This is a genomic window from Pseudomonas sp. LP_7_YM (genome assembly GCF_004364435.1).
GTDB lineage: Bacteria > Pseudomonadota > Gammaproteobacteria > Pseudomonadales > Pseudomonadaceae > Aquipseudomonas.
Map to the genome: position 1 here is coordinate 475,114 of NZ_SOCT01000004.1, position 19,622 is coordinate 494,735.

The following is a 19,622-nucleotide window of genomic DNA, read 5'->3' on the forward strand; positions in this document are numbered from 1 at the left end:
GAGGGTTATCGTCTGGGCCCCGGTGTCGCGATTGAATTTGCCCCCGCAGGTATTGCGTCCGACGCAAGATCAACGGCGGCACCTGACAGCAGACCCGCACCACTTAACAGATCGAGAAAACCCTATGTTCCCCGAAAGCTTCACGTTCTCCATCGCCGAATGGGTCAACGACTGGGTCGACAAACTGGTCACCCACTACGGCGACGTGTTCCGGCAGATTTCCGACACCCTGCTGTGGGCCATCGTCAAACTCGAAGGCCTGCTGCGCGTCGCGCCGTGGTGGGTATTGCTGGCGATCGTCGGCCTCATCGCCTGGCACGCCACGCGCAAGATCACGACCACGCTAGTCATCGTCGGCCTGTTGTTCCTGGTTGGCGCCGTCGGCTTGTGGGACAAGCTGATGCAGACCCTGGCGCTGATGCTGGTCGCCACCGTCATCTCGGTCATCATCGGCATACCGCTGGGCATTCTCTCGGCGCGCAGCAATCGCCTGCGCTCGGTACTGATGCCGCTGCTGGACATCATGCAGACCATGCCCAGCTTCGTGTACCTGATCCCGGTGCTGATGCTCTTCGGCCTGGGCAAGGTCCCGGCGATCTTTGCCACGGTGATCTACGCCGCGCCGCCGCTGATTCGTCTGACCGATCTGGGCATCCGTCAGGTCGACGGCGAGGTCATGGAAGCGATCAATGCATTCGGCGCTAATCGCTGGCAGCAGCTGTTCGGCGTGCAATTGCCTCTGGCGCTACCCAGCATCATGGCCGGCATCAACCAGACCACCATGATGGCCCTGTCGATGGTGGTGATCGCCTCGATGATCGGTGCACGCGGCCTGGGGGAAGACGTGTTGGTGGGGATTCAGACCCTGAACGTCGGTCGCGGCCTGGAAGCGGGTCTGGCCATTGTGATTCTGGCAGTGGTGATCGACCGCATTACCCAGGCCTATGGCCGTCCACGGCATGAGGCGAACAAATAATGAGCGTCGAGACCTCAAATACCGACGGCAAAATCGTCGTCAAGAACGTGTACAAGATCTTCGGCAACCGCGCCAGTGATGCACTGGCGATGGTCCGGCAGAACCAGAGCAAGGATCAGGTATTGGCGCAGACCGGCTGCGTGGTTGGCGTGAACGACCTGTCGCTGTCCATCGGCAGCGGCGAGATCTTCGTGATCATGGGCCTGTCGGGTTCCGGCAAATCGACCCTGGTGCGTCACTTCAATCGCCTGATCGACCCCACCAGCGGCGAGATCCTGGTGGATGGCGAGAACATCCTGACCTATGACATGCAAGCGTTGCGCAACTTCCGTCGGCACAAGATCAGCATGGTGTTCCAGAGCTTCGGCCTGTTGCCGCACAAGACGGTGATCGACAACGTCGCCTATGGGTTGACCATCCGCGGCGAGAGCAAAGCGCAATGCGCCGAGCGCGCGCAGCACTGGATCACCACGGTGGGCCTGCAGGGTTACGAGAAGAAGTACCCGCACCAGCTGTCCGGCGGCATGCGTCAGCGTGTGGGTCTGGCTCGCGCATTGGCGGCAGACACCGACATCATCCTGATGGACGAGGCGTTCAGCGCCCTCGACCCGCTGATCCGCGCCGAAATGCAAGACCAGTTGCTGGAGCTGCAATCGACTTTGAAGAAGACCATCGTCTTTATCACCCACGACCTCGATGAAGCGGTGCGCATCGGCAACCGGATTGCCATTCTCAAGGATGGCCGGTTGATTCAGGTCGGCACTCCGAAAGAAATCCTCTACTCGCCCGCCGACGAATACGTTGATCGTTTCGTCCAGCGGCGGGTGGCGACCCTTTAAAGCGGGCGTTCGCCGTGTCGCGACTATGCGGCTCATAACAACCACAACAGCAACCGTCGCAACTCGAGCGCCATAAGCGCCGGACAGGCAGGAGCCAGTTTCGGGAACGCGACAGATATCACTCAAGGAGTAGCAGCATCGTGACCGACACCCCAAAGGCGACCCCGCTGAACCTGATCCCCGGCCAACTGACCCTGGCGCAACTGCGCGCGATTTATCAGCAGCCCGCGGCCTTGACGCTGGACGCCAGCGCCGCTCAGCCCATCGACAACAGCGTGGCCTGCGTCGAGCAGATCCTGGCCGAAAACCGCACGGCTTACGGGATCAACACCGGTTTTGGCCTGCTGGCCTCGACCCGCATCGCCAGCGCGGATCTGGAAAACCTCCAGCGCTCGCTGGTCCTGTCGCACGCTGCGGGCGTCGGCCAACCGCTGAGCGACGATCTGGTGAGGCTGATCATGGTGCTCAAGGTCAACAGCCTGAGCCGGGGCTTCTCCGGTATTCGTCGTCAGGTCATCGACGCGCTGATCACCCTGATCAACGCCCAGGTGTACCCACACATTCCGCTCAAGGGTTCGGTGGGCGCTTCGGGCGATCTCGCACCGCTGGCGCATATGTCGCTTGTGCTGCTGGGCGAAGGCAAAGCGCGTTACAAGGGCCAATGGCTGAACGCCGTTGAGGCCTTGGCAGTTGCCGGTCTGACGCCGCTGACATTGGCGGCGAAAGAAGGCCTGGCGCTGCTCAACGGCACTCAGGTGTCGACCGCCTACGCATTGCGCGGCCTGTTCGAAGCCGAAGACCTGTTCGCTGGCGCTCTGAGCTGCGGCGCATTGACGGTTGAAGCGGTACTGGGTTCACGCGCGCCGTTCGACCCGCGCATTCATGCCGCACGAGGCCAGCGCGGGCAGATCGACTCGGCTGCGGCCTATCGCGATCTGCTGGGCGACGGCAGCCAGGTTTCCGAATCCCATCGCGACTGCGACAAGGTTCAGGACCCCTACTCCCTGCGCTGCCAACCACAGGTCATGGGCGCCTGCCTGACCCAACTGCGTCAGGCTGCAGAGGTGCTGGCGATCGAATCCAACGCGGTGTCCGATAACCCGCTGGTGTTCGCCGCAGAGGGTGAAGTGATTTCCGGGGGCAACTTCCACGCAGAGCCGGTGGCCATGGCAGCGGACAATATCGCGCTGGCCATTGCGGAGATCGGCTCGCTGAGCGAACGTCGGACCTCGTTGATGATGGACAAGCACATGTCGCAGTTGCCGCCGTTTCTGGTCGCCAATGGCGGGGTGAATTCCGGCTTCATGATCGCCCAAGTGACTGCTGCGGCACTGGCCAGCGAGAACAAGGCGCTGGCGCATCCGCACAGCGTCGATAGCCTGCCGACCTCTGCCAACCAGGAAGACCATGTGTCCATGGCACCGGCGGCTGGCAAGCGGCTTTGGGAAATGGCGGAAAACACTCGCGGCGTGCTGGCTGTAGAATGGCTGGCTGCGTGTCAGGGTCTGGACCTGCGCAATGGTCTGAAGACCTCGAAAAAACTGGAAATCGCCCGCACTACCCTGCGCAGCAAAGTCCCGTTCTACGAAAAAGACCGCTTCTTCGCCCCTGACATCGAGGCCGCCACCGAGCTTCTGGCTTCCAATTGCCTGAGCGCGCTGGTGTCTGCTGACCTGCTGCCGAGCTTTTGATCGCAGACGGGCCGGGAGGGCCTGTCACAGAGATGATTGGCAGATGCAAAACGCCCACAGGGAAGCAGGCATCTTGCCAAATCATTTCAGAGCAAAAGAAAGACTAGGAAAAGCGTGAGATGAAACCGCAAAACGCAACAGATCTGAAACGCGGGCTCAGCGCCCGCCACATTCGTTTCATGGCGCTGGGGTCGGCAATCGGCACGGGGCTGTTCTATGGCTCGGCGTCGGCCATCAAACTCGCCGGGCCTGCGGTGCTGCTGGTCTATCTGATCGCGGGGGCCGCGGTGTACATGGTCATGCGCGCGTTGGGCGAGATGGCCGTGCGCAACCCCGTGGCCGGCTCGTTCAGCGAATACGCCAGCACCTATCTGGGGCCGATGGCGGGCTTCGTGCTCGGCTGGACCTACGCGTTCGAGATGATCATCGTCTGCCTGGCCGACATCACAGCGTTCGGCATTTACATGGGCTTCTGGTTCCCCGAGGTGCCCCGCTGGATCTGGGTGCTGGGCATCGTATTGGTGATCGGCGCGCTCAACCTGTGCAGCGTCAAGGTGTTTGGCGAAACCGAATTCTGGCTGTCGCTGCTCAAGGTCGGCGCGATCATCGCGATGATCCTCGCAGGCTTCGGCATCCTGCTGTTCGGCTTCGGTTCGGCCTCGGGCGACAGTGTCAGCCACGTCAGCAACCTATGGACGCAGGGCGGCTTCATGCCCAACGGCATCGGCGGTCTGGTGGCTGCGCTGGCGGTGGTGATGTTCGCCTTCGGTGGTATCGAAATCATTGGTGTCGCTGCCGGTGAGGCCCGCAACCCGGAGCACGTAATCCCCCGCGCAATCAATGCGGTGCCGCTGCGCATTCTGCTGTTTTATGTGCTGACCCTGTTTGTACTGATGTCGCTGTATCCGTGGCAGGACATCGGCAGCCAGGGCAGCCCCTTCGTGCAGATTTTCGACAAACTGGGGATCTCCTCCGCAGCATCAGTCCTGAACATTGTGGTGATTTCGGCAGCAGTGTCGGCGATCAACAGCGACATCTTCGGGGCCGGGCGCATGATGTACGGCCTGGCGAAACAGGGTCAGGCCCCTAAAGGCTTCGCGCAACTGTCCGCCAACGGCGTGCCGTGGATGACCGTGCTGGTGATGGGCGCCGCCTTGCTGTGCGGCGTGGTGTTGAATTACCTGATCCCGGAAAACGTGTTTCTGCTGATCGCCTCCATCGCCACCTTCGCGACGGTCTGGGTCTGGCTGATGATCCTGATCACGCAGATCGCCATGCGCCGCTCGATGAGTGCTGAAGAAGTGGCGCAGCTGAAATTCCCGGTGCCGTTCTGGCCCGTCGCACCGATTGTCGCCACGCTGTTCATGGTGTTCGTGTTCGCAGTGCTGGGTTACTTCCCGGATACCCAGCCAGCGTTGATAGTCGGCGCTGTGTGGATCGTACTGCTGCTGGTTGCCTATCGGGTTTGGGTCAAGCCCGGGCGCGACACAGGCAAGCTGCAAGCAAAGGCTGATCCGTTGACCCGCACATAACCTGGGGGGCGAACTCATTCGCCAGAGGCCGGTGCATCAAAGAGATGCATCGTGCCTCACACCGAATCGCGAATGAATTTGCTCCCATAAGGGGTAATCGCATGGGCCGCCGGACTGCTTTAGACATACGCGCCATACGAAACCGGCGTTCGTATTACACAAGACTCTGGAGGCACCGATGAAAACGCTCTGGCATAACTGCCACGCCGCAAGCATGGCCAACGGCACTTACTCGATCATCGAGGACGCCGCTATCGTGACCGAAGGAGCGCATATCGCTTGGATAGGCCCGCTTGGCGAGGTGCCGGATCAGGAAGGCCTGAACCGCGTCGACCTGAACGGTGCCTGGGTCACTCCGGGGCTGATCGACTGCCACACCCACACCGTGTTCGGTGGTAATCGCAGCGGCGAATTCGAACAGCGTCTGCAGGGTGTTAGTTATGCCGAGATCGCAGCGGCAGGCGGCGGTATCGCCAGTACCGTGAGCGCCACGCGGGCAGCCAGCGAAGAGCAGCTGTACGCCAGCGCCGAGCGTCGTTTGCAGCATTTGCTCAAGGATGGCGTGACCACGGTCGAGATCAAGTCTGGCTACGGCCTGGACCTGGCCAGCGAGCGCAAGATTTTGCGGGTGATTCGTCAGCTTGGCGAAAATCTGCCGGTCACCGTACGCAGCACCTGCCTGGCCGCCCACGCCTTGCCCCCGGAATACAAAGACCGCGCCGATGACTACATCGCCCACATCTGCAGCGACATGCTGCCTGCGCTGGCGGCGGAAAACCTGGTGGATGCGGTCGATGCGTTCTGCGAATACCTGGCGTTTTCCCCGACTCAGGTCGAACAGGTTTTCATCACCGCAGGCCAGTTAGGCTTGCCGGTGAAATTGCATGCCGAGCAACTGTCATCGCTGCACGGTTCGAGTCTGGCGGCACGTTATCAGGCGTTGTCAGCGGATCATCTGGAGTTCATGACCGAGGAAGACGCCATCGCGATGGCCGCCTCCGGCACGGTCGCAGTGCTGCTGCCGGGCGCATTCTACTTCCTGCGCGAAACCCAACTGCCACCCATGGAGGCACTGCGCAAACACGGGGTGAACATCGCCATCGCCACCGACCTCAACCCCGGCACCTCGCCGGGCCTGTCGCTGCGCTTGATGCTGAACATGGCCTGCACGCTGTTGCGCATGACGCCCGAAGAGGCCCTGGCCGGCGCGACCCTTCACGCGGCCAAGGCGCTGGGCATGGCCGATACGCACGGCTCGCTGGAGGTCGGCAAGGTCGCGGACTTCGTGGCGTGGGACATCGAGCGGCCCGCAGACCTGGCCTACTGGCTGGGCGGGGATCTGGATAAGCGCGTCGTGCGTCACGGCGTGGAAAGCATCTTTTAATCGGGAGACAACTGTGGACAAGGTTCTGAGCTTCACTCGCGGTCGCGTACCGTTGCTGATCAGCATGCCTCACCCGGGTTTGCATCTGACGCCTGTGGTGCGTGACGGCCTGGTGGACGAGGCCGTCAGCCTGCCGGACACCGACTGGCACATCCCCCGCCTGTACGATTTCGCCCACGATCTGGGCGCCAGCACGTTGGCGGCCGAGTATTCACGCTTCGTCATCGACCTCAATCGGCCGTCCGACGACACGCCGCTGTACGCCGGTGCGACGACGGGCTTGTACCCGTCAACGCTGTTCGAAGGCGACCCGCTGTTCAAGGAGGGCCAATTACCGAGCAAGGAAGAGCGCGCCCGCTATCTGGAGCAGATCTGGGCGCCCTACCACAACACCTTGCGCAATGAGCTTGAGCGTCTGCGTGAAGAATTCGGCTACGCCCTGCTGTTCGATGCCCACTCGATCCGAGGGCACATTGCGCACCTGTTTGATGGCCGTCTGCCGGACTTCAACCTCGGCACCTTCAACGGTGCCAGCTGCGATCCCGAACTGGAAAAATGCGTTGAAGCGGTCTGCGCGGGCGCGAAAAACTACAGCCATGTGCTCAACGGACGCTTCAAGGGCGGACACATCACCCGCCATTACGGCAACCCGGCCGAACACATCCACGCCGTCCAGCTGGAACTGGCGCAAAGCAACTACATGGAAGAGTTCGTGCCGTTTCACTACCGTACCGATCTGGCTGATCCGACGCGGGCGGTGTTGAAGCAATTGCTGGAAAGCATGATCGCCTGGGGGCGGGAGAAGTACGGGAAGTAAGTTGCCTTCGGGCATACGGAGCGCTCCCTCAGACGAAATGGTGCCCCGCTGTGGGGGCGAATGCATGTGATCGTCCCCACGCTCGGCGTGGGAATGGCCTGCGTGACGCTGCGCGTCACTGGCCGGCCACAGAGGGTCCCAAGCGGTGTGCCCACGCGAAGCAGCGTAGGTACGATCATTTCTGTTACTTCCTCAGCAACCGCAACCCGTTGAACACCACCAGCAAACTCACGCCCATGTCCGCAAACACTGCCATCCACATGGTTGCCACGCCAGCGAAGGTGAAGGCCAGAAAGATCACCTTGATCACCAGCGCCAGTGCGATGTTCTGTTTGAGCACCGCAGCGGTGTCGCGTGACAGGCGGATGAACGCCGGAATCTTGCGCAGATCGTCATCCATCAACGCCACATCGGCGGTTTCGATAGCGGTGTCAGTCCCGGCCGCCGCCATGGCAAAACCAATCTCCGCTCGCGCCAAGGCTGGCGCATCGTTGATGCCATCGCCGACCATCCCGACCCGATGCTGCTGCGCGTACAGGGCCTCGATGGCTTGAAGCTTGTCAGTCGGCAGCAGGTTACCCTGCGCCTGATCAATACCTACCTGAGCGGCAATGGCCTTCGCGGTGTGCGGGTTGTCGCCGGTGAGCATCACGGTTTTCACGCCCAGCGCATGCAGTTGCGCAATAGCTTCGCGGCTGCTGTCCTTCACGGTATCGGCAACCGCAAACAGCGCCAGTGGGCGACTGTCATCGAACAGCAACACCACCGTTTTGCCTTGGGTCTCCAGCGCTTCCAGACGTGACTCAAGTTCAGGCGAACACAGCCCGGATTCGTGAATCAGGCGATGGTTGCCCAAGTGATACAGACACCCCTCGACCTCACCTTTCACGCCCCGCCCACCCAGCGCCTCGAACGCCTCGACTTGCAGGTGTCCTTCCTTGCCGAAGTCGGTGGCAATCGCTTGGGAAACCGGGTGATCGGAGCGCCCGGCAAGACTGGCGGAAATGACCAATGCCTGCTCGCCGAACGACTCGTCGAGCAACACGTAATCGGTCTGCACCGGCTTGCCGTGGGTGATGGTCCCGGTCTTGTCCAATGCCAGGTAATCGAGCTTGTGGCCCATCTCCAGATAGACGCCACCTTTGACCAGAATCCCTTTGCGCGCCGCGGCCGCCAGGCCGCTGACGATACTGACCGGCGTTGAAATCACTAGCGCACAAGGGCACGCGACTACCAGCAGTACCAGCGCGCGATAGATCCAGTCAAACCAAGCGGCGCCCATGAACAGCGGCGCAATGATCGCCACCGCCAACGCTAGAACGAACACCGCCGGGGTGTAGATTTTCGAGAAGCTGTCAACGAAACGCTGCGTTGGCGCCCGCGCACCCTGAGCGGCTTCAACCGCATTGATGATTCGCGCAAGTGTGGAGTTATTCGCAGCGGCAGTGACCTTGTACTCCAGGGAGCCGGACTGATTGATGGTCCCGGCAAACACCTTGTCGCCCACGGTCTTCTCTACCGGCAGGCTTTCGCCGGTAATCGGCGCCTGATCGATGCTCGATTGCCCCGACACCACTTCGCCGTCCAGGCCGATACGCTCACCCGGCTTGACCCTGACGACACTGCCCAGCGCGATGTCGTTGACCTCGACCTCAAGCCACTGCCCGTCCTGCTGCACGGTGGCCGTTTCAGGGGTCAACTGCATTAGCCCGCCAATGGCATTGCGCGCCCGGTCCAGGGATTTGGCCTCGATCAGTTCCGCCACGGTGAACAGGAACATCACCATCGCCGCTTCCGGCCACTGCCCGATCAATACGGCACCGGTGACCGCAATACTCATCAGGGCATTGATATTCAGATTGAAGTTCTTGAGCGCGATCCAGCCCTTTTTGTAGGTGGTCAGGCCGCCGCTGAAAATCGCGATCAACGCAATCAGCGCCACCACCCAAGTGGGCGCAGCACCGGTAAAGTGAATGACCTCAGCCGCCACCGCAGCAACGCCGGACAACGCCAGTGGCCACCAAGGCTTCTTCGGGGAGGGCAGCGACGCGGTTTCCGGATCGGCGCCCTGCTCGATCACATCGGCCTGCATGCCCAGTGAACCAATGGCTTCGCGGATCGGATCGGTCGATGGCAGCTCATGCCAGACGCCCAATACGCGATTGATCAGGTTGAATTCAAGTTTCCGAATCCCGGCCATCTTGCCCAGCTTGTTCTGGATCAGCGTCTGTTCGGTGGGGCAGTCCATCGCCTCGATACGGAAGCTGCTCAACCGGGCATTGTCGGTCGAACCGCTGCCCACGCTTACGACAGCTGACACGCTTTCGTGAGAGCAGCAGGCATGAGCATCATCAGCATGCTTGCCCACGGGTGTGAGTTTTCCGGGAGCGTGGTCGTGCGCCGCATGGTCGTGGCCTGTATGGTCATGATCGGCATGGTCGTGCCCAGCGTGATTATGTTCGGCATCGTGCTGCCGACTGTGGTCATGGCCGGTGTGGTCATCAGGCGAATGCTTGTGTACAGAGTCACTCATCATGGAGTCTCTTGGGATGCGTATTGCCAAGTGAACACCCTGTAGCCACTATAGGGTCAAGCCTCAAAAACGAGATCGACAACATGAATGGCTCTTTCAAGATTGGTGAGCTGGCCAAACTGACCGATTGCCCGGTTGAAACCATCCGCTACTACGAACGCGAAGCGTTGCTGGCCGAGCCTGCGCGCAGCGGGGGCAACTACCGGCTGTACACCCAGGAGCATGTCGAGCGTCTGACCTTCATCCGCAACTGCCGCAGCCTGGACATGACGCTGGATGAAATCCGCAGCCTGCTAACGCTGCGTGAGAGCCCACAGGATCAGTGCGAAAGCGTCAATGCGTTGATCGACGAACACATGCAGCACGTCAGCGCACGTATCGCCAGTCTGCAAGCCCTGCAGGAACAGCTTATCGACCTTCGCCAGCGCTGCAGCGAAGGTGCACCGGACCATTGCGGGATTCTGGATCGACTGGAAGTCAGCGGCAGCGTGGTAGCGGCGGACATCGAGCATTCGCATGTGGGCAGAAGCCATGGGCATTGAGCGGTGCGCCCACTCTTAGCAATCCGGCAGGCTGGCGTTAGCGAATTCATCCTCGCGACCATCGACCGCCGGCTGAAGCCCTGCATACAAAAACGCCCCCGACCTGTCATCAGGTCGAGGGCGTTTTGGTTTGGCCATGGTCAGCCGTGATGATTCCGCTCACCCGCCTCGGTCACACCCGCGCCGTATTGCAGGTCTGTTCGATGTGGAGAACGATAAGGAAAAACGCCCCGGCAAGCTTATTATGATGCCGCGCCAGGGGAGTAGAGGAATTCAATCATGCAGCAGGCTCATAGCTAATCGCAATTCTTGTGATTCCACAGTCACTGCAGGATGAACGTGCTCATCTCCCAGTGACTGTTGACAGCGCCTAAGTTGGAGCTGATTGCGGTAAAGACGCCAACACTCAGACTGCCACAGGGGCCTTAATGCCTGGATCGGCGTTGTAGCCCACGATTTCGAAATCTTCGAAACGGTAGTCGTAGATGCTTTCCGGACGACGGTTGATCTTTAGTTGAGGCAGCGTTTTCGGCGTGCGGGTCAGCTGCGTTGCAATCTGCTCTTCATGGTTCGAATAAGCGTGGGTATCGCCCAGGCTGACGATGATTTCATGAGGGATCAGATCGCACTGCTGCGCCAGCATGTGAGTCAGCAACGCTAACGCGGCGATGTTGTACGGCAGGCCGAGGAACACATCGGAGCTGCGAATGTACAACTGCATCGACAGCTTGCCGTCAGCCACGAATGCCTGATAAAGCAAGTGACAGACCGCCAGCGCCTGACGTCCGGCCTTGACGTTCTCTTGCGGCGAGAGCTTTTCATCCGGCAGGTATTCGGTGTTCCAGCCGTGGAACAGAATGCGTCGGCTGTTGGGGTTGTTCTTCAGGCAATCGACCATGTAGTCGATCTGATTGATCTTGCCGCCGTCCTTGGTTGGCCAGCCGGTCCACTGGGCGCCGTAGACAGGCCCCAGGTCGCCGTCTTCGGTGGCCCATTCATCCCAGATGGTCACGCCGTTTTCGTTGAGCCATTGGGTGTTGGTGTTGCCGCTGAGCATCCAGATGAGCTCATTGGCGATGCTCTTGAAATGCAGCTTTTTGGTGGTCAGCAGCGGGAAGCCATCGGCCAGATTGTGGCGGATCTGACGACCGAACACAGCCGTGGTTCCAGTACCGGTGCGATCGCCCTTGCGCGTCCCGTTGCCGATGACGTCGCGTAACAATTCAAGGTATTGCTTCATGCCCAAAGGCCCTCTGTATCGGTGAATCCGCCGGGCTTGCGGGCCCGGCGTTTCGGTTCATCATCGCGTGAATCAAACGGCTGCGTTTTTCGCAGCAGCCGCGCGATGGTAAGCCAGCCAGATCAGCACCAGACCGCCAATGATCATCGGCAGGCTGAGGATCTGCCCCATCGTGACCCAACCCCATGCCAGATAGCCCAGCTGGGCATCCGGCACCCGGACGAACTCCACGACGAAGCGGAAAATTCCGTAGAACAGCGCGAACATGCCGGACACCGCCATGGTCGGACGCGGCTTGCGCGAGAAGAAGTAGAGAATCAGGAACAGTGCCACACCTTCCAGCGCAAATTGATAGAGCTGCGACGGGTGGCGCGGCAATTGCGACGGATCGCTAAAGGGCGGGAACACCATTGCCCATGGCAAATCGGTCGGTTTGCCCCACAACTCGGCGTTGATGAAGTTGCCGATGCGTCCAGCGCCCAGGCCAATCGGCACCATCGGCGCGATAAAGTCCATCAGCTGGAAAAACGACTTGCCGTTGCGTCTGCCGAACCAGTAGGTCGCGATCATCACACCGATGAATCCGCCATGGAACGCCATCCCGCCCTTCCACACTTCGAAGATCAGCAGCGGGTTGGCGATGTAATTGGGCAGGTCGTAAAACAGCACATAGCCCAATCGGCCACCAACAATCACCCCCATCGCGACCCAGAAGATCATGTCCGAGAGCTTTTCTTTGGTCCACGTCGGGTCAAAGCGATTCAAACGACGGGATGCGAGAAACCAGGCACTGCCGATACCGACCAGATACATCAGGCCGTACCAGTGGATTTGCAGCGGACCGATGGCCACGGCTACCGGGTCAATCTGCGGGTAAGGCAGCATTGTGACTCCTTAAATGGACGCTCATCGAGCGACGAATCAAATCAGAAAACCTGTACCGACGACCCTCCGTATTAGCACGAACAGTCGTTTCAGCATCCTTCGTGACAGCTTATGCGCAGGCTTGCGCCACACAGGGCGAAGAACATGCGCAAGCGCGCGATCCCTGCCTCCTGCCGAATCAGTGCGGCATGTTACCGGAGCAGCCGCCTGCGCTCTAGCAGCGCGCGATGGATGTGCGCCGGATCTGTGCGTAAAGTGGCGGAAAAAGGAGGCCTGCATGTGCCTGATCGTCTTCGCCTGGCGCCCTGCCCACCCACAACCGCTGATTCTGGCGGCCAACCGCGATGAATTCTATGCGCGCCCCACTTTGCCTCTGGCGCAATGGGAGGACGCACCGCACATCTACGCCGGACGCGACCTGGAAGCAGGCGGCACCTGGCTGGGCATCACGGCTGACGGGCGTTTCGCCGCGCTGACCAACATCCGCGATCCAGGCCAACCGCCGGGCCGTCGCTCGCGAGGCGAACTGGTTGCACAATTTTTGAACAGTTCCTTGCCCATCGATGATTACTTGCGCGAGGTTGCAGGGCGCTCGGCGGAATATGGCGGCTTTAACCTGCTGGTGGGCGATCGCCAGAAACTGCATTTCCTCAACGCTGCCGATCCAGTGCCTCAGCGGCTGGAGGCCGGGGTATACGGGTTATCCAACGGCGGCCTTGATACGCCATGGCCCAAATTATTGAAGGCTAAAGCGGCGCTGTCGCACGAGCTGGAGGAGCCAGATCCAGAGGCCTTGTTCAGATTTCTCGCAGATCCCGAAGCAGCGCCTGATGCGCAGCTCCCCGCTACAGGCGTGGGGCTGGCGACTGAAAAGTTGCTGTCCAGCGTGTTCATCGCCAGTCCCAATTATGGAACGCGAGCAAGCACGGTGTTGATCGTGGACGCAAGTGGCCGCCGGAGACTGATCGAGCGCAGTTTTGGGCCGTATGGCGGGAAATTGGGAGGAGTCGACATCAACATCTGAGGAGGCTGCGAGCACCTACAGAAGCGGGCTTGCTGGCGAACCCGTTGTGCCACTCGACATCGCTGAACCTGACCCGAAGCATTCGCCAGCGAGTCGGCTCTTACAGTGATGAATGCAGCCCGTGGCCTTGATCAATGCCCCTTCACTGACGTCGGATTGATCATCCTCGACAGCCCGAGGTTTTTCAGCGCCAGTTGCAATGAGCTGCTGATGACTTGCGGGTTGTCGTTTTTCATCAGTTGAGCTAGTAGCTCCTTGGCTTTGCTCAGGTTGATCTGACGCAGCATCCACTTTACTTTCGGCAGGTTGGTGGCGTTCATCGACAGGCTGTCGTAACCCATGGCCATCAACAGCACCGCCGCGGCCGGGTCGCCCGCCATCTCCCCGCAGATACTGACCGGCTTGCCTTCGGCGTGGGCGTCGCGCACGACGTTCTGCAAGGCTTGCAGCACAGCCGGGTGCAGATAGTCGTAGAGATCGGCGACACGCGGGTTGTTACGGTCGACCGCCAGTAGATATTGGGTCAGGTCGTTGGAGCCCACAGACAGGAAGTCCACCTGACGCGCCAATTCACGGGTCTGGTAGACCGCCGCTGGCACTTCGATCATCACGCCCACCGGCGGCATCGGCACATCGGTGCCTTCGTCGCGCACTTCGCCCCAGGCACGGTGGATCAGGTGCAGGGCCTCTTCGGTTTCGTGAGTGCCGGAGATCATCGGCAGCAGAATGCGCAGGTTGTTCAGGCCCTCGCTGGCCTTGAGCATCGCGCGGGTCTGCACCAGGAAGATTTCCGGGTGATCGAGGGTAACGCGAATACCGCGCCAGCCCAGGAACGGGTTGTCTTCCTTGATCGGAAAGTACGAGAGCGCCTTGTCGCCGCCGATGTCCAGCGTGCGCATGGTCACTGGCAAAGGATGAAATGCCGCCAATTGTTCGCGGTAGATCGCCAGCTGTTCCTTTTCGCTCGGGAAGCGCTGCTGGATCATGAACGGGACTTCGGTACGGTACAGACCGACACCTTCAGCGCCGCGCTGCTGGGCGCGCGCCACGTCGGCCAGCAGCCCGGTATTGACCCATAGCGGCATGCGATGGCCGTCGAGGGTCACGCAAGGCAATTCGCGCAGTGCATCCAGGCCCTGCGACAGTTGGCGCTCTTCCTCGACCACCACCGAGTACTGCTTGCGCAGGGCCTCACTGGGGTTGGTAAAGACCTCTCCGTGATAGCCGTCGACGATCAGCTCGATACCATCGACCTTGGAATACGGCAGATCCACCGCGCCCATGACCGTTGGAATACCCATCGCCCTGGCCAGAATCGCCACGTGGGAGTTACCCGAGCCGAGCACCGAGATCAGACCGACAAGCTTGCCTTCCGGCACTTCGCCAAGCATCGCCGGGGTCAGCTCTTCACTGACCAGGATGGTGTTGTCGGGGTAGACCAGCGTTTGCTGACGTGCCTCCTGAAGATACGCCAGCAAGCGGCGACCCAGATCCTTCACATCCGATGCACGCTCGCGCAGGTAGGCGTCATCCATCAGTTCGAAGCGGCTGACGTGCTCGTTGACCACCGAACGCAGCGCACCTTGGGCCCACTGGCCGGTCTTGATGACGTTAGTAACTTCACTGCCCAACGAGGCATCGTCGAGCATCATCAGGTAGACGTCGAAAAGCGCTCGCTCTTCGGGGCGTAACTGTGTCGCCAATTTCGCCGAAAGCGTACGCATGTCGCTGCGAACGCCTTCGAGAGCGTTCTTGAACAGCTTGAGTTCGGCATCAATGTCGGTAACGGTCTTGTCAGGCACCACTTCGAGATCGGCGGGCGGCAACATGACCAGCGCCGTACCGACTGCCGCACCCGGCGAACCCGCCACGCCAACGAAACGCGCTTCCTGAATGCCCTTGCCTTGACGCCCAAGCCCGCGAATCGAGCCGGTGGCTTCGGCATGGGCGATAACGCCGGCAAGCTGGGCGCTCATCGTCACGAGGAAGGCTTCTTCCCCTTCGTCGAACTGACGGCGCTCCTTTTGCTGGATCACCAATACCCCGACGACCCGACGGTGGTGAATGATCGGCGCGCCGAGAAAAGACGCGTAGCGTTCCTCGCCGGTTTCGGCAAAGTAACGATAACGGGGGTGGTCGGCGGCGTTTTCCAGGTTCAGCGGCTCTTCGCGCGTGCCCACCAGGCCGACCAGACCTTCATTGGGGGCCATGCTGACTTTGCCGATAGAGCGCTTGTTCAAGCCCTCTGTGGCCATCAGCACGAAACGATTGGATTCAGGGTCGAGCAAATAGACCGAGCAGACCTGGCTGCTCATTGCCTCTTTGACGCGTAACACAATAATCCCCAACGCCGCCTTGAGATCCTTGGCGGAGTTAACTTCCTGGACGATCTTGCGCAGCGTATTGAGCATGGCTCGGGGTCGAACTCCGTGTCAGTCGCGCGCCAACAGGCGCGGGGCAAGCTCTTTGAGTGCGCGGCGATACACTTCGCGCTTGAATGTCACCACCTGGCCCAACGGATACCAATAACTGACCCAACGCCAGCCATCGAACTCCGGTTTACCGGTCAAATCCATCCGCACCCGCTGTTCGTTGGAGATCAGGCGCAGGAGAAACCATTTTTGCTTCTGACCGATGCACAGCGGCTGGCTGTGGGTACGGACCAGACGTTGCGGCAGACGATAGCGTAACCAACCTCGGGTACAGGCAAGCATTTCAACATCGTGCCGTTCCAGCCCGACTTCTTCATTCAATTCACGATAGAGCGCGTCTTCCGGCGTTTCCTGGGGATTGATCCCCCCTTGCGGAAACTGCCATGCATCTTGGTTGATACGGCGAGCCCATAAGACCTGGCCAGCATCATTTGTCAGAATTATCCCGACATTAGGGCGGAAACCATCGGGGTCGATCACGGCAACAACCTCGCAAACGCATGTTGTCGCATTGTTCCACAAAGATCGTGAAGGCAGCAACGAGACGCAGACAGCTTATCGCGACAACGGCATTAATAGATGCGGTCTCTTGATGAAACCTCGTATTCTTGTGCTCTTTTTTTAGCCAATTCAGCGAGTCACCGTATGCCCCTGGCCTTATTCGACCTCGACAACACGCTCCTTGGTGGCGACAGCGACCACGCCTGGGGGGATTACCTGTGTGAACGCGGCATCCTCGACGGTGCTGCTTACAAGGCGCGTAACGATGCGTTCTATCAGGACTATCTGGCAGGCACGCTGAACCTGACCGATTACTTGAACTTCAGCCTGGAAATTCTCGGCCGAACCGAGACCGCGCAGCTCGACGAGTGGCATCGCGACTTCATGCGCGACTGCATCGAGCCGCTGATCCTGCCCAAGGCCATGGCGCTAATTGCCAAGCATCGCGACGCGGGCGACAAGCTGGTGGTCATTACCGCAACCAACCGTTTCGTGACTGCGCCGGTGGTTGAGCGACTGGGTATCGATACGTTGCTGGCTACCGAATGCGAAGTCGTCGACGGGCGCTACACCGGTCGCACCACGGACGTGCCTTGTTTTCGCGAAGGTAAAGTCACTCGCCTGAACCGCTGGATCGAGGAAAACGGCTTCAACCTTGAAGGCAGCTGGTTCTACAGCGACTCGATGAATGACCTGCCACTGTTAGAGCAGGTCGCCAACCCGGTGGCCGTCGACCCTGACGAAAAGCTCCGCGCCGAGGCGAGCCGTCGGGGTTGGCCGGTGATTTCGCTACGCGATTAAGAGGTGCGGCGCTATCACGGTGTTAAATCGGCTTACTCACCATCAAGTAAAAGATCGCAATAAAAGAAGCGAACGCAGGCCAGCCCAGGGCAAACCACCAGCGCATGTAGACGTTCGCTTCCATTGGCATCGGCGTGCCGTCCCGCAGGGACTGATCCGCCATCTTGTGGACGCGGATCTGCAGCCATACCACCGGCAGCCAACAGACTCCCGCCACCCCATACAGCCCGAAACTCCACATCAGCCAAGGCTGATTCAGCGGCCAGCCTGCGAGCAGCGCCAGTCCAAGCCCGCTCACTGGCTGAAAGATCGCTGTAGTGGTGGTGAACACCCAGTCTGCAAATACCAGATGCTTGAATGTCACGGCAATGACTTCAACCTTTCCCGTACGCCAGGCACGCAAAGCGTAATACGCCGAGCCCGCACCGAGCCCGAAGAGGATGGTGGCAGACAGGATATGCAAGGTCTTGAGCAGTAGATAAGCACTCATCGACGGGGCTCGGTCCTGAGAAGCCAAAGGGTCGCCACTATCAACACCAGGTTTTTGGCGACAGAGGCATAGGGGTCAAACCAGTAATGGGGCAGCACGAACGTGATGATCAAGGTGTAGGCCGTCATCAGGCACACCTGCAGCTGCAATACGCGTCGCCGCCATCGACCCATCAGCATGCCGAGGCCGAGCAGTCCATCGCAGAGGGCACCCGCCACCACGGCTATCTGGGCGAAAGGCCCGGTGAGACCGCCCTCGGACAGGATCCGTAACCCCCATTCGAAACCGGGCCACAGGCTGACAAATGCAGTGCCCAACCAGATCAGCACCAATGTCGCCAGCATCAACGGGCGCAAGGCCAACTGCGTGCTCTGAGCCGGGTCTGGCCACTGCTTGAGCCGATCACGCAAGCCGGCGCAGCGATAACCACAGACCGACTCCAGCACTTCTGGGTCGGCCATGCTGTCGCGATGCGCCATGCGCAGGGTTTGCCCATTCAATGCACGCCAGCCGAAGCGGTCGCCCAGCGAGGCACCGAACAGCGCAAGTGCATCCGGGATCTTGATGAACCATGCGCCAGACCAGCCTTGGGACATGCGCATCTGGTCGATCAACTGCGCCAGGGTCATGACCTCTGTACCGACCACGGGCAGCACCATGGGCTCCGCTGGCCAGCGGCGCATCAATGCAAGAATGGCGCTGACCAGATCGTCGACGTGCAACGGCTGCAACAGGGCTTTGCGGTCCAGCAGAGGAATCACCGGCAATGCCGACATCCGCGCCAGCCAGGCGCTGCTGGCACCGCCCGGGCCAACCACCAGCGAAGGACGCAGCACCACAGCCGGTAAGCCCAGCGCGATCAGATAGTCATCTGCCGCAGCTTTACTCGTCAGAAAATGAACATCGGACCGCACCCCGGCGCCCAGTGCGGAGATATGCAGCACTCGAACCCCGGCGCTCTTCGCCAGATCGAAAAGTGCTCTCGAACCAAGATCCTGAGTCAGGTTCGATTGCTGTTCGTCGACGCTCAGCACGCCGGCAGCATTGATTAACAGGTCAATGGATTCTGGAAAGGCGAAGTGATCGGGGACCGTAGCAAGCTCATCCAGATCAAGCTGACGCCACTCGACGCCAGGCAAGCGCAAGGGCTGCCGAGTGCGGCTGGTCGCAATGATGTGGTGACCGGCACCGCTCAGGGCCCTGAGCAGATGACGTCCGACAAACCCCGTCGCACCTACCAGAAGTACATTCATTACGTTCCTTGTGTGGGTGCTGCAGAGTCAAACGGGTTTTGCGCCCATCAAGCCGGCAATCGCCACGAAACAGACGGCGCTGAACACCGCCAGTGCGAGGGTGAAGTTCGGATTGCCCACGATCATCGGACGGCGCAGGCGATTGACGCGTACTGCCAGCCAGGTCCAGCTCAGGGCGCCCAAGGTGTAAAGAATGCTGGCGGCCAGCAGCCACGTTTGCCCCAGGGGCCAGCCCGCGTAATGCACCAGCCACCAGCCGCTGATCGGCAGGGTCAGCAGGCATGCGCCCATGAGCAGCCAAACGAATACCCAAGGCTTGCGCATGGCGCGATTCTGCACGGTCAGGTCCCCGGCCCTGCGCCCACGAATGATCCAGATCGCCAGCGCCAATGCGCAGAGGAACAGTAGCGCAGTGGCGGCCATGTGCAGGATTTTAAGGGCGGCAAAGTGTTCCATCGCAATTTGTTCCTTTATATAAGCCGTGGTTTGAGCTTAGTCGCGTCGAAGAAGTTGCGTTGGTGCACTCTCACGCCAGATCGCCAGCAAGCTTGCTCCCACGGCCTGCTGCCAGAATCAAAGCAACCGAGTCAGCCCAGAAACAATCGGTAAGCCGGGTTGTTCGTCTCATCCCAATACGGATAGCCAATCTCTGCCAGCGCCTGTGGCACCAGATGCCGCTCGT

Annotated in this window: 17 protein-coding genes and 1 pseudogene; 9 read left to right on the forward strand and 9 right to left on the reverse strand. The window is 60.3% G+C overall.

The window, feature by feature from the left end; genetic code table 11:
- The first annotated feature begins 124 nt into the window (after positions 1 to 124).
- The 6 genes from EC915_RS13770 (at position 125) to hutG (ending at position 7,239) form a co-directional block, all read left to right on the forward strand.
- On the forward strand, positions 125 to 976 hold the full coding sequence (locus EC915_RS13770) for a proline/glycine betaine ABC transporter permease (RefSeq protein WP_133751083.1): 852 nt from the start codon (positions 125 to 127) through the stop codon (positions 974 to 976).
- Positions 976 to 1,815, forward strand: coding sequence for a glycine betaine/L-proline ABC transporter ATP-binding protein (locus tag EC915_RS13775; RefSeq protein ID WP_133751084.1), 840 nt, complete (start codon positions 976 to 978; stop codon positions 1,813 to 1,815). The genes EC915_RS13770 and EC915_RS13775 overlap by 1 nt, the downstream gene beginning before the upstream one ends.
- A gap of 140 nt (positions 1,816 to 1,955) precedes the next feature.
- Positions 1,956 to 3,506: a histidine ammonia-lyase gene (gene hutH / locus EC915_RS13780; protein WP_133751085.1), complete on the forward strand. Its 1,551-nt coding sequence runs from the start codon at positions 1,956 to 1,958 to the stop codon at positions 3,504 to 3,506.
- Between the two features lie 119 nt (positions 3,507 to 3,625).
- The gene (locus tag EC915_RS13785) at positions 3,626 to 5,038 is read left to right on the forward strand and encodes an amino acid permease (protein ID WP_133751086.1); all 1,413 of its coding nucleotides are present in this window, start codon (positions 3,626 to 3,628) and stop codon (positions 5,036 to 5,038) included.
- A gap of 178 nt (positions 5,039 to 5,216) precedes the next feature.
- Positions 5,217 to 6,422 carry an imidazolonepropionase gene (gene hutI, locus EC915_RS13790; RefSeq protein WP_133751087.1) on the forward strand — a complete coding sequence of 402 codons (1,206 nt, stop codon included), beginning with the start codon at positions 5,217 to 5,219 and terminating at the stop codon, positions 6,420 to 6,422.
- Positions 6,423 to 6,435: 13 nt separating this feature from the next.
- On the forward strand, positions 6,436 to 7,239 hold the full coding sequence (gene hutG, locus EC915_RS13795; RefSeq protein ID WP_133751088.1) for an N-formylglutamate deformylase: 804 nt from the start codon (positions 6,436 to 6,438) through the stop codon (positions 7,237 to 7,239).
- Positions 7,240 to 7,423: 184 nt separating this feature from the next.
- On the opposite strand, the gene EC915_RS13800 is transcribed toward hutG, so the two are convergent.
- Complete coding sequence (locus EC915_RS13800; protein WP_133751110.1) at positions 7,424 to 9,772, reverse strand: heavy metal translocating P-type ATPase; 2,349 nt, start codon at positions 9,770 to 9,772, stop codon at positions 7,424 to 7,426.
- A gap of 83 nt (positions 9,773 to 9,855) precedes the next feature.
- Between EC915_RS13800 and cadR the strand changes: the two genes are divergently transcribed.
- Positions 9,856 to 10,314: a Cd(II)/Pb(II)-responsive transcriptional regulator gene (gene cadR / locus EC915_RS13805; protein ID WP_133751089.1), complete on the forward strand. Its 459-nt coding sequence runs from the start codon at positions 9,856 to 9,858 to the stop codon at positions 10,312 to 10,314.
- A gap of 406 nt (positions 10,315 to 10,720) precedes the next feature.
- Here cadR and EC915_RS13810 read toward each other — a convergent pair whose 3' ends face one another.
- Positions 10,721 to 11,554, reverse strand: coding sequence for a thymidylate synthase (locus tag EC915_RS13810; protein ID WP_133751090.1), 834 nt, complete (start codon positions 11,552 to 11,554; stop codon positions 10,721 to 10,723).
- Between the two features lie 72 nt (positions 11,555 to 11,626).
- Positions 11,627 to 12,439: a prolipoprotein diacylglyceryl transferase gene (lgt, locus tag EC915_RS13815; protein WP_133751091.1), complete on the reverse strand. Its 813-nt coding sequence runs from the start codon at positions 12,437 to 12,439 to the stop codon at positions 11,627 to 11,629.
- A gap of 277 nt (positions 12,440 to 12,716) precedes the next feature.
- Between lgt and EC915_RS13820 the strand changes: the two genes are divergently transcribed.
- Entirely contained in the window at positions 12,717 to 13,463 is a 747-nt protein-coding gene (locus EC915_RS13820) for an NRDE family protein (RefSeq protein WP_133751092.1), read from the forward strand.
- Positions 13,464 to 13,594: 131 nt separating this feature from the next.
- On the opposite strand, the gene ptsP is transcribed toward EC915_RS13820, so the two are convergent.
- Both ptsP and EC915_RS13830 read right to left on the reverse strand, forming a co-directional pair.
- Positions 13,595 to 15,874 (reverse strand): phosphoenolpyruvate--protein phosphotransferase, encoded by a 2,280-nt coding sequence (gene ptsP, locus EC915_RS13825; protein WP_133751093.1) that lies wholly within the window; start codon positions 15,872 to 15,874, stop codon positions 13,595 to 13,597.
- Between the two features lie 21 nt (positions 15,875 to 15,895).
- Positions 15,896 to 16,375 carry an RNA pyrophosphohydrolase gene (locus tag EC915_RS13830; protein ID WP_133751094.1) on the reverse strand — a complete coding sequence of 160 codons (480 nt, stop codon included), beginning with the start codon at positions 16,373 to 16,375 and terminating at the stop codon, positions 15,896 to 15,898.
- Positions 16,376 to 16,540: 165 nt separating this feature from the next.
- Here EC915_RS13830 and EC915_RS13835 point away from each other — a divergent pair, with 165 nt between their 5' ends.
- Positions 16,541 to 17,197 carry an HAD family phosphatase gene (locus EC915_RS13835; protein WP_133751095.1) on the forward strand — a complete coding sequence of 219 codons (657 nt, stop codon included), beginning with the start codon at positions 16,541 to 16,543 and terminating at the stop codon, positions 17,195 to 17,197.
- A 22-nt stretch (positions 17,198 to 17,219) separates the two neighbouring features.
- Here the strand turns inward: EC915_RS13835 and EC915_RS13840 are convergent, their stop codons facing one another.
- The 4 genes and pseudogenes from EC915_RS13840 to EC915_RS13855 all read right to left on the reverse strand — a co-directional run.
- Positions 17,220 to 17,687, reverse strand: a complete 468-nt coding sequence (locus EC915_RS13840; RefSeq protein WP_133751096.1) for a DUF2269 domain-containing protein — start codon at positions 17,685 to 17,687, stop codon at positions 17,220 to 17,222.
- Positions 17,684 to 18,940: an SDR family oxidoreductase gene (locus EC915_RS13845; protein WP_133751097.1), complete on the reverse strand. Its 1,257-nt coding sequence runs from the start codon at positions 18,938 to 18,940 to the stop codon at positions 17,684 to 17,686. The genes EC915_RS13840 and EC915_RS13845 overlap by 4 nt, the downstream gene beginning before the upstream one ends.
- 27 nt (positions 18,941 to 18,967) lie before the next feature.
- Entirely contained in the window at positions 18,968 to 19,396 is a 429-nt protein-coding gene (locus tag EC915_RS13850; RefSeq protein ID WP_133751098.1) for a DUF2269 family protein, read from the reverse strand.
- Between the two features lie 131 nt (positions 19,397 to 19,527).
- A pseudogene (locus tag EC915_RS13855) lies at positions 19,528 to 19,622 on the reverse strand (threonine dehydratase); the annotation flags it as partial.

Bases quoted from the DNA above. Each gene is read 5' to 3' on its own strand.
- EC915_RS13770 (WP_133751083.1), top strand. From the start codon at position 125: ATGTTCCCCGAAAGCTTCACGTTCTCCATCGCCGAATGGGTCAACGAC.
- EC915_RS13775 (WP_133751084.1), top strand. From the start codon at position 976: ATGAGCGTCGAGACCTCAAATACCGACGGCAAAATCGTCGTCAAGAAC.
- EC915_RS13785 (WP_133751086.1), top strand. From the start codon at position 3,626: ATGAAACCGCAAAACGCAACAGATCTGAAACGCGGGCTCAGCGCCCGC.
- hutI (WP_133751087.1), top strand. From the start codon at position 5,217: ATGAAAACGCTCTGGCATAACTGCCACGCCGCAAGCATGGCCAACGGC.
- EC915_RS13800 (WP_133751110.1), bottom strand. From the start codon at position 9,772: ATGAGTGACTCTGTACACAAGCATTCGCCTGATGACCACACCGGCCAT.
- cadR (WP_133751089.1), top strand. From the start codon at position 9,856: ATGAATGGCTCTTTCAAGATTGGTGAGCTGGCCAAACTGACCGATTGC.
- EC915_RS13810 (WP_133751090.1), bottom strand. From the start codon at position 11,554: ATGAAGCAATACCTTGAATTGTTACGCGACGTCATCGGCAACGGGACG.
- lgt (WP_133751091.1), bottom strand. From the start codon at position 12,439: ATGCTGCCTTACCCGCAGATTGACCCGGTAGCCGTGGCCATCGGTCCG.
- EC915_RS13820 (WP_133751092.1), top strand. From the start codon at position 12,717: ATGTGCCTGATCGTCTTCGCCTGGCGCCCTGCCCACCCACAACCGCTG.
- ptsP (WP_133751093.1), bottom strand. From the start codon at position 15,874: ATGCTCAATACGCTGCGCAAGATCGTCCAGGAAGTTAACTCCGCCAAG.
- EC915_RS13835 (WP_133751095.1), top strand. From the start codon at position 16,541: ATGCCCCTGGCCTTATTCGACCTCGACAACACGCTCCTTGGTGGCGAC.
- EC915_RS13840 (WP_133751096.1), bottom strand. From the start codon at position 17,687: ATGAGTGCTTATCTACTGCTCAAGACCTTGCATATCCTGTCTGCCACC.
- EC915_RS13845 (WP_133751097.1), bottom strand. From the start codon at position 18,940: ATGAATGTACTTCTGGTAGGTGCGACGGGGTTTGTCGGACGTCATCTG.
- EC915_RS13850 (WP_133751098.1), bottom strand. From the start codon at position 19,396: ATGGAACACTTTGCCGCCCTTAAAATCCTGCACATGGCCGCCACTGCG.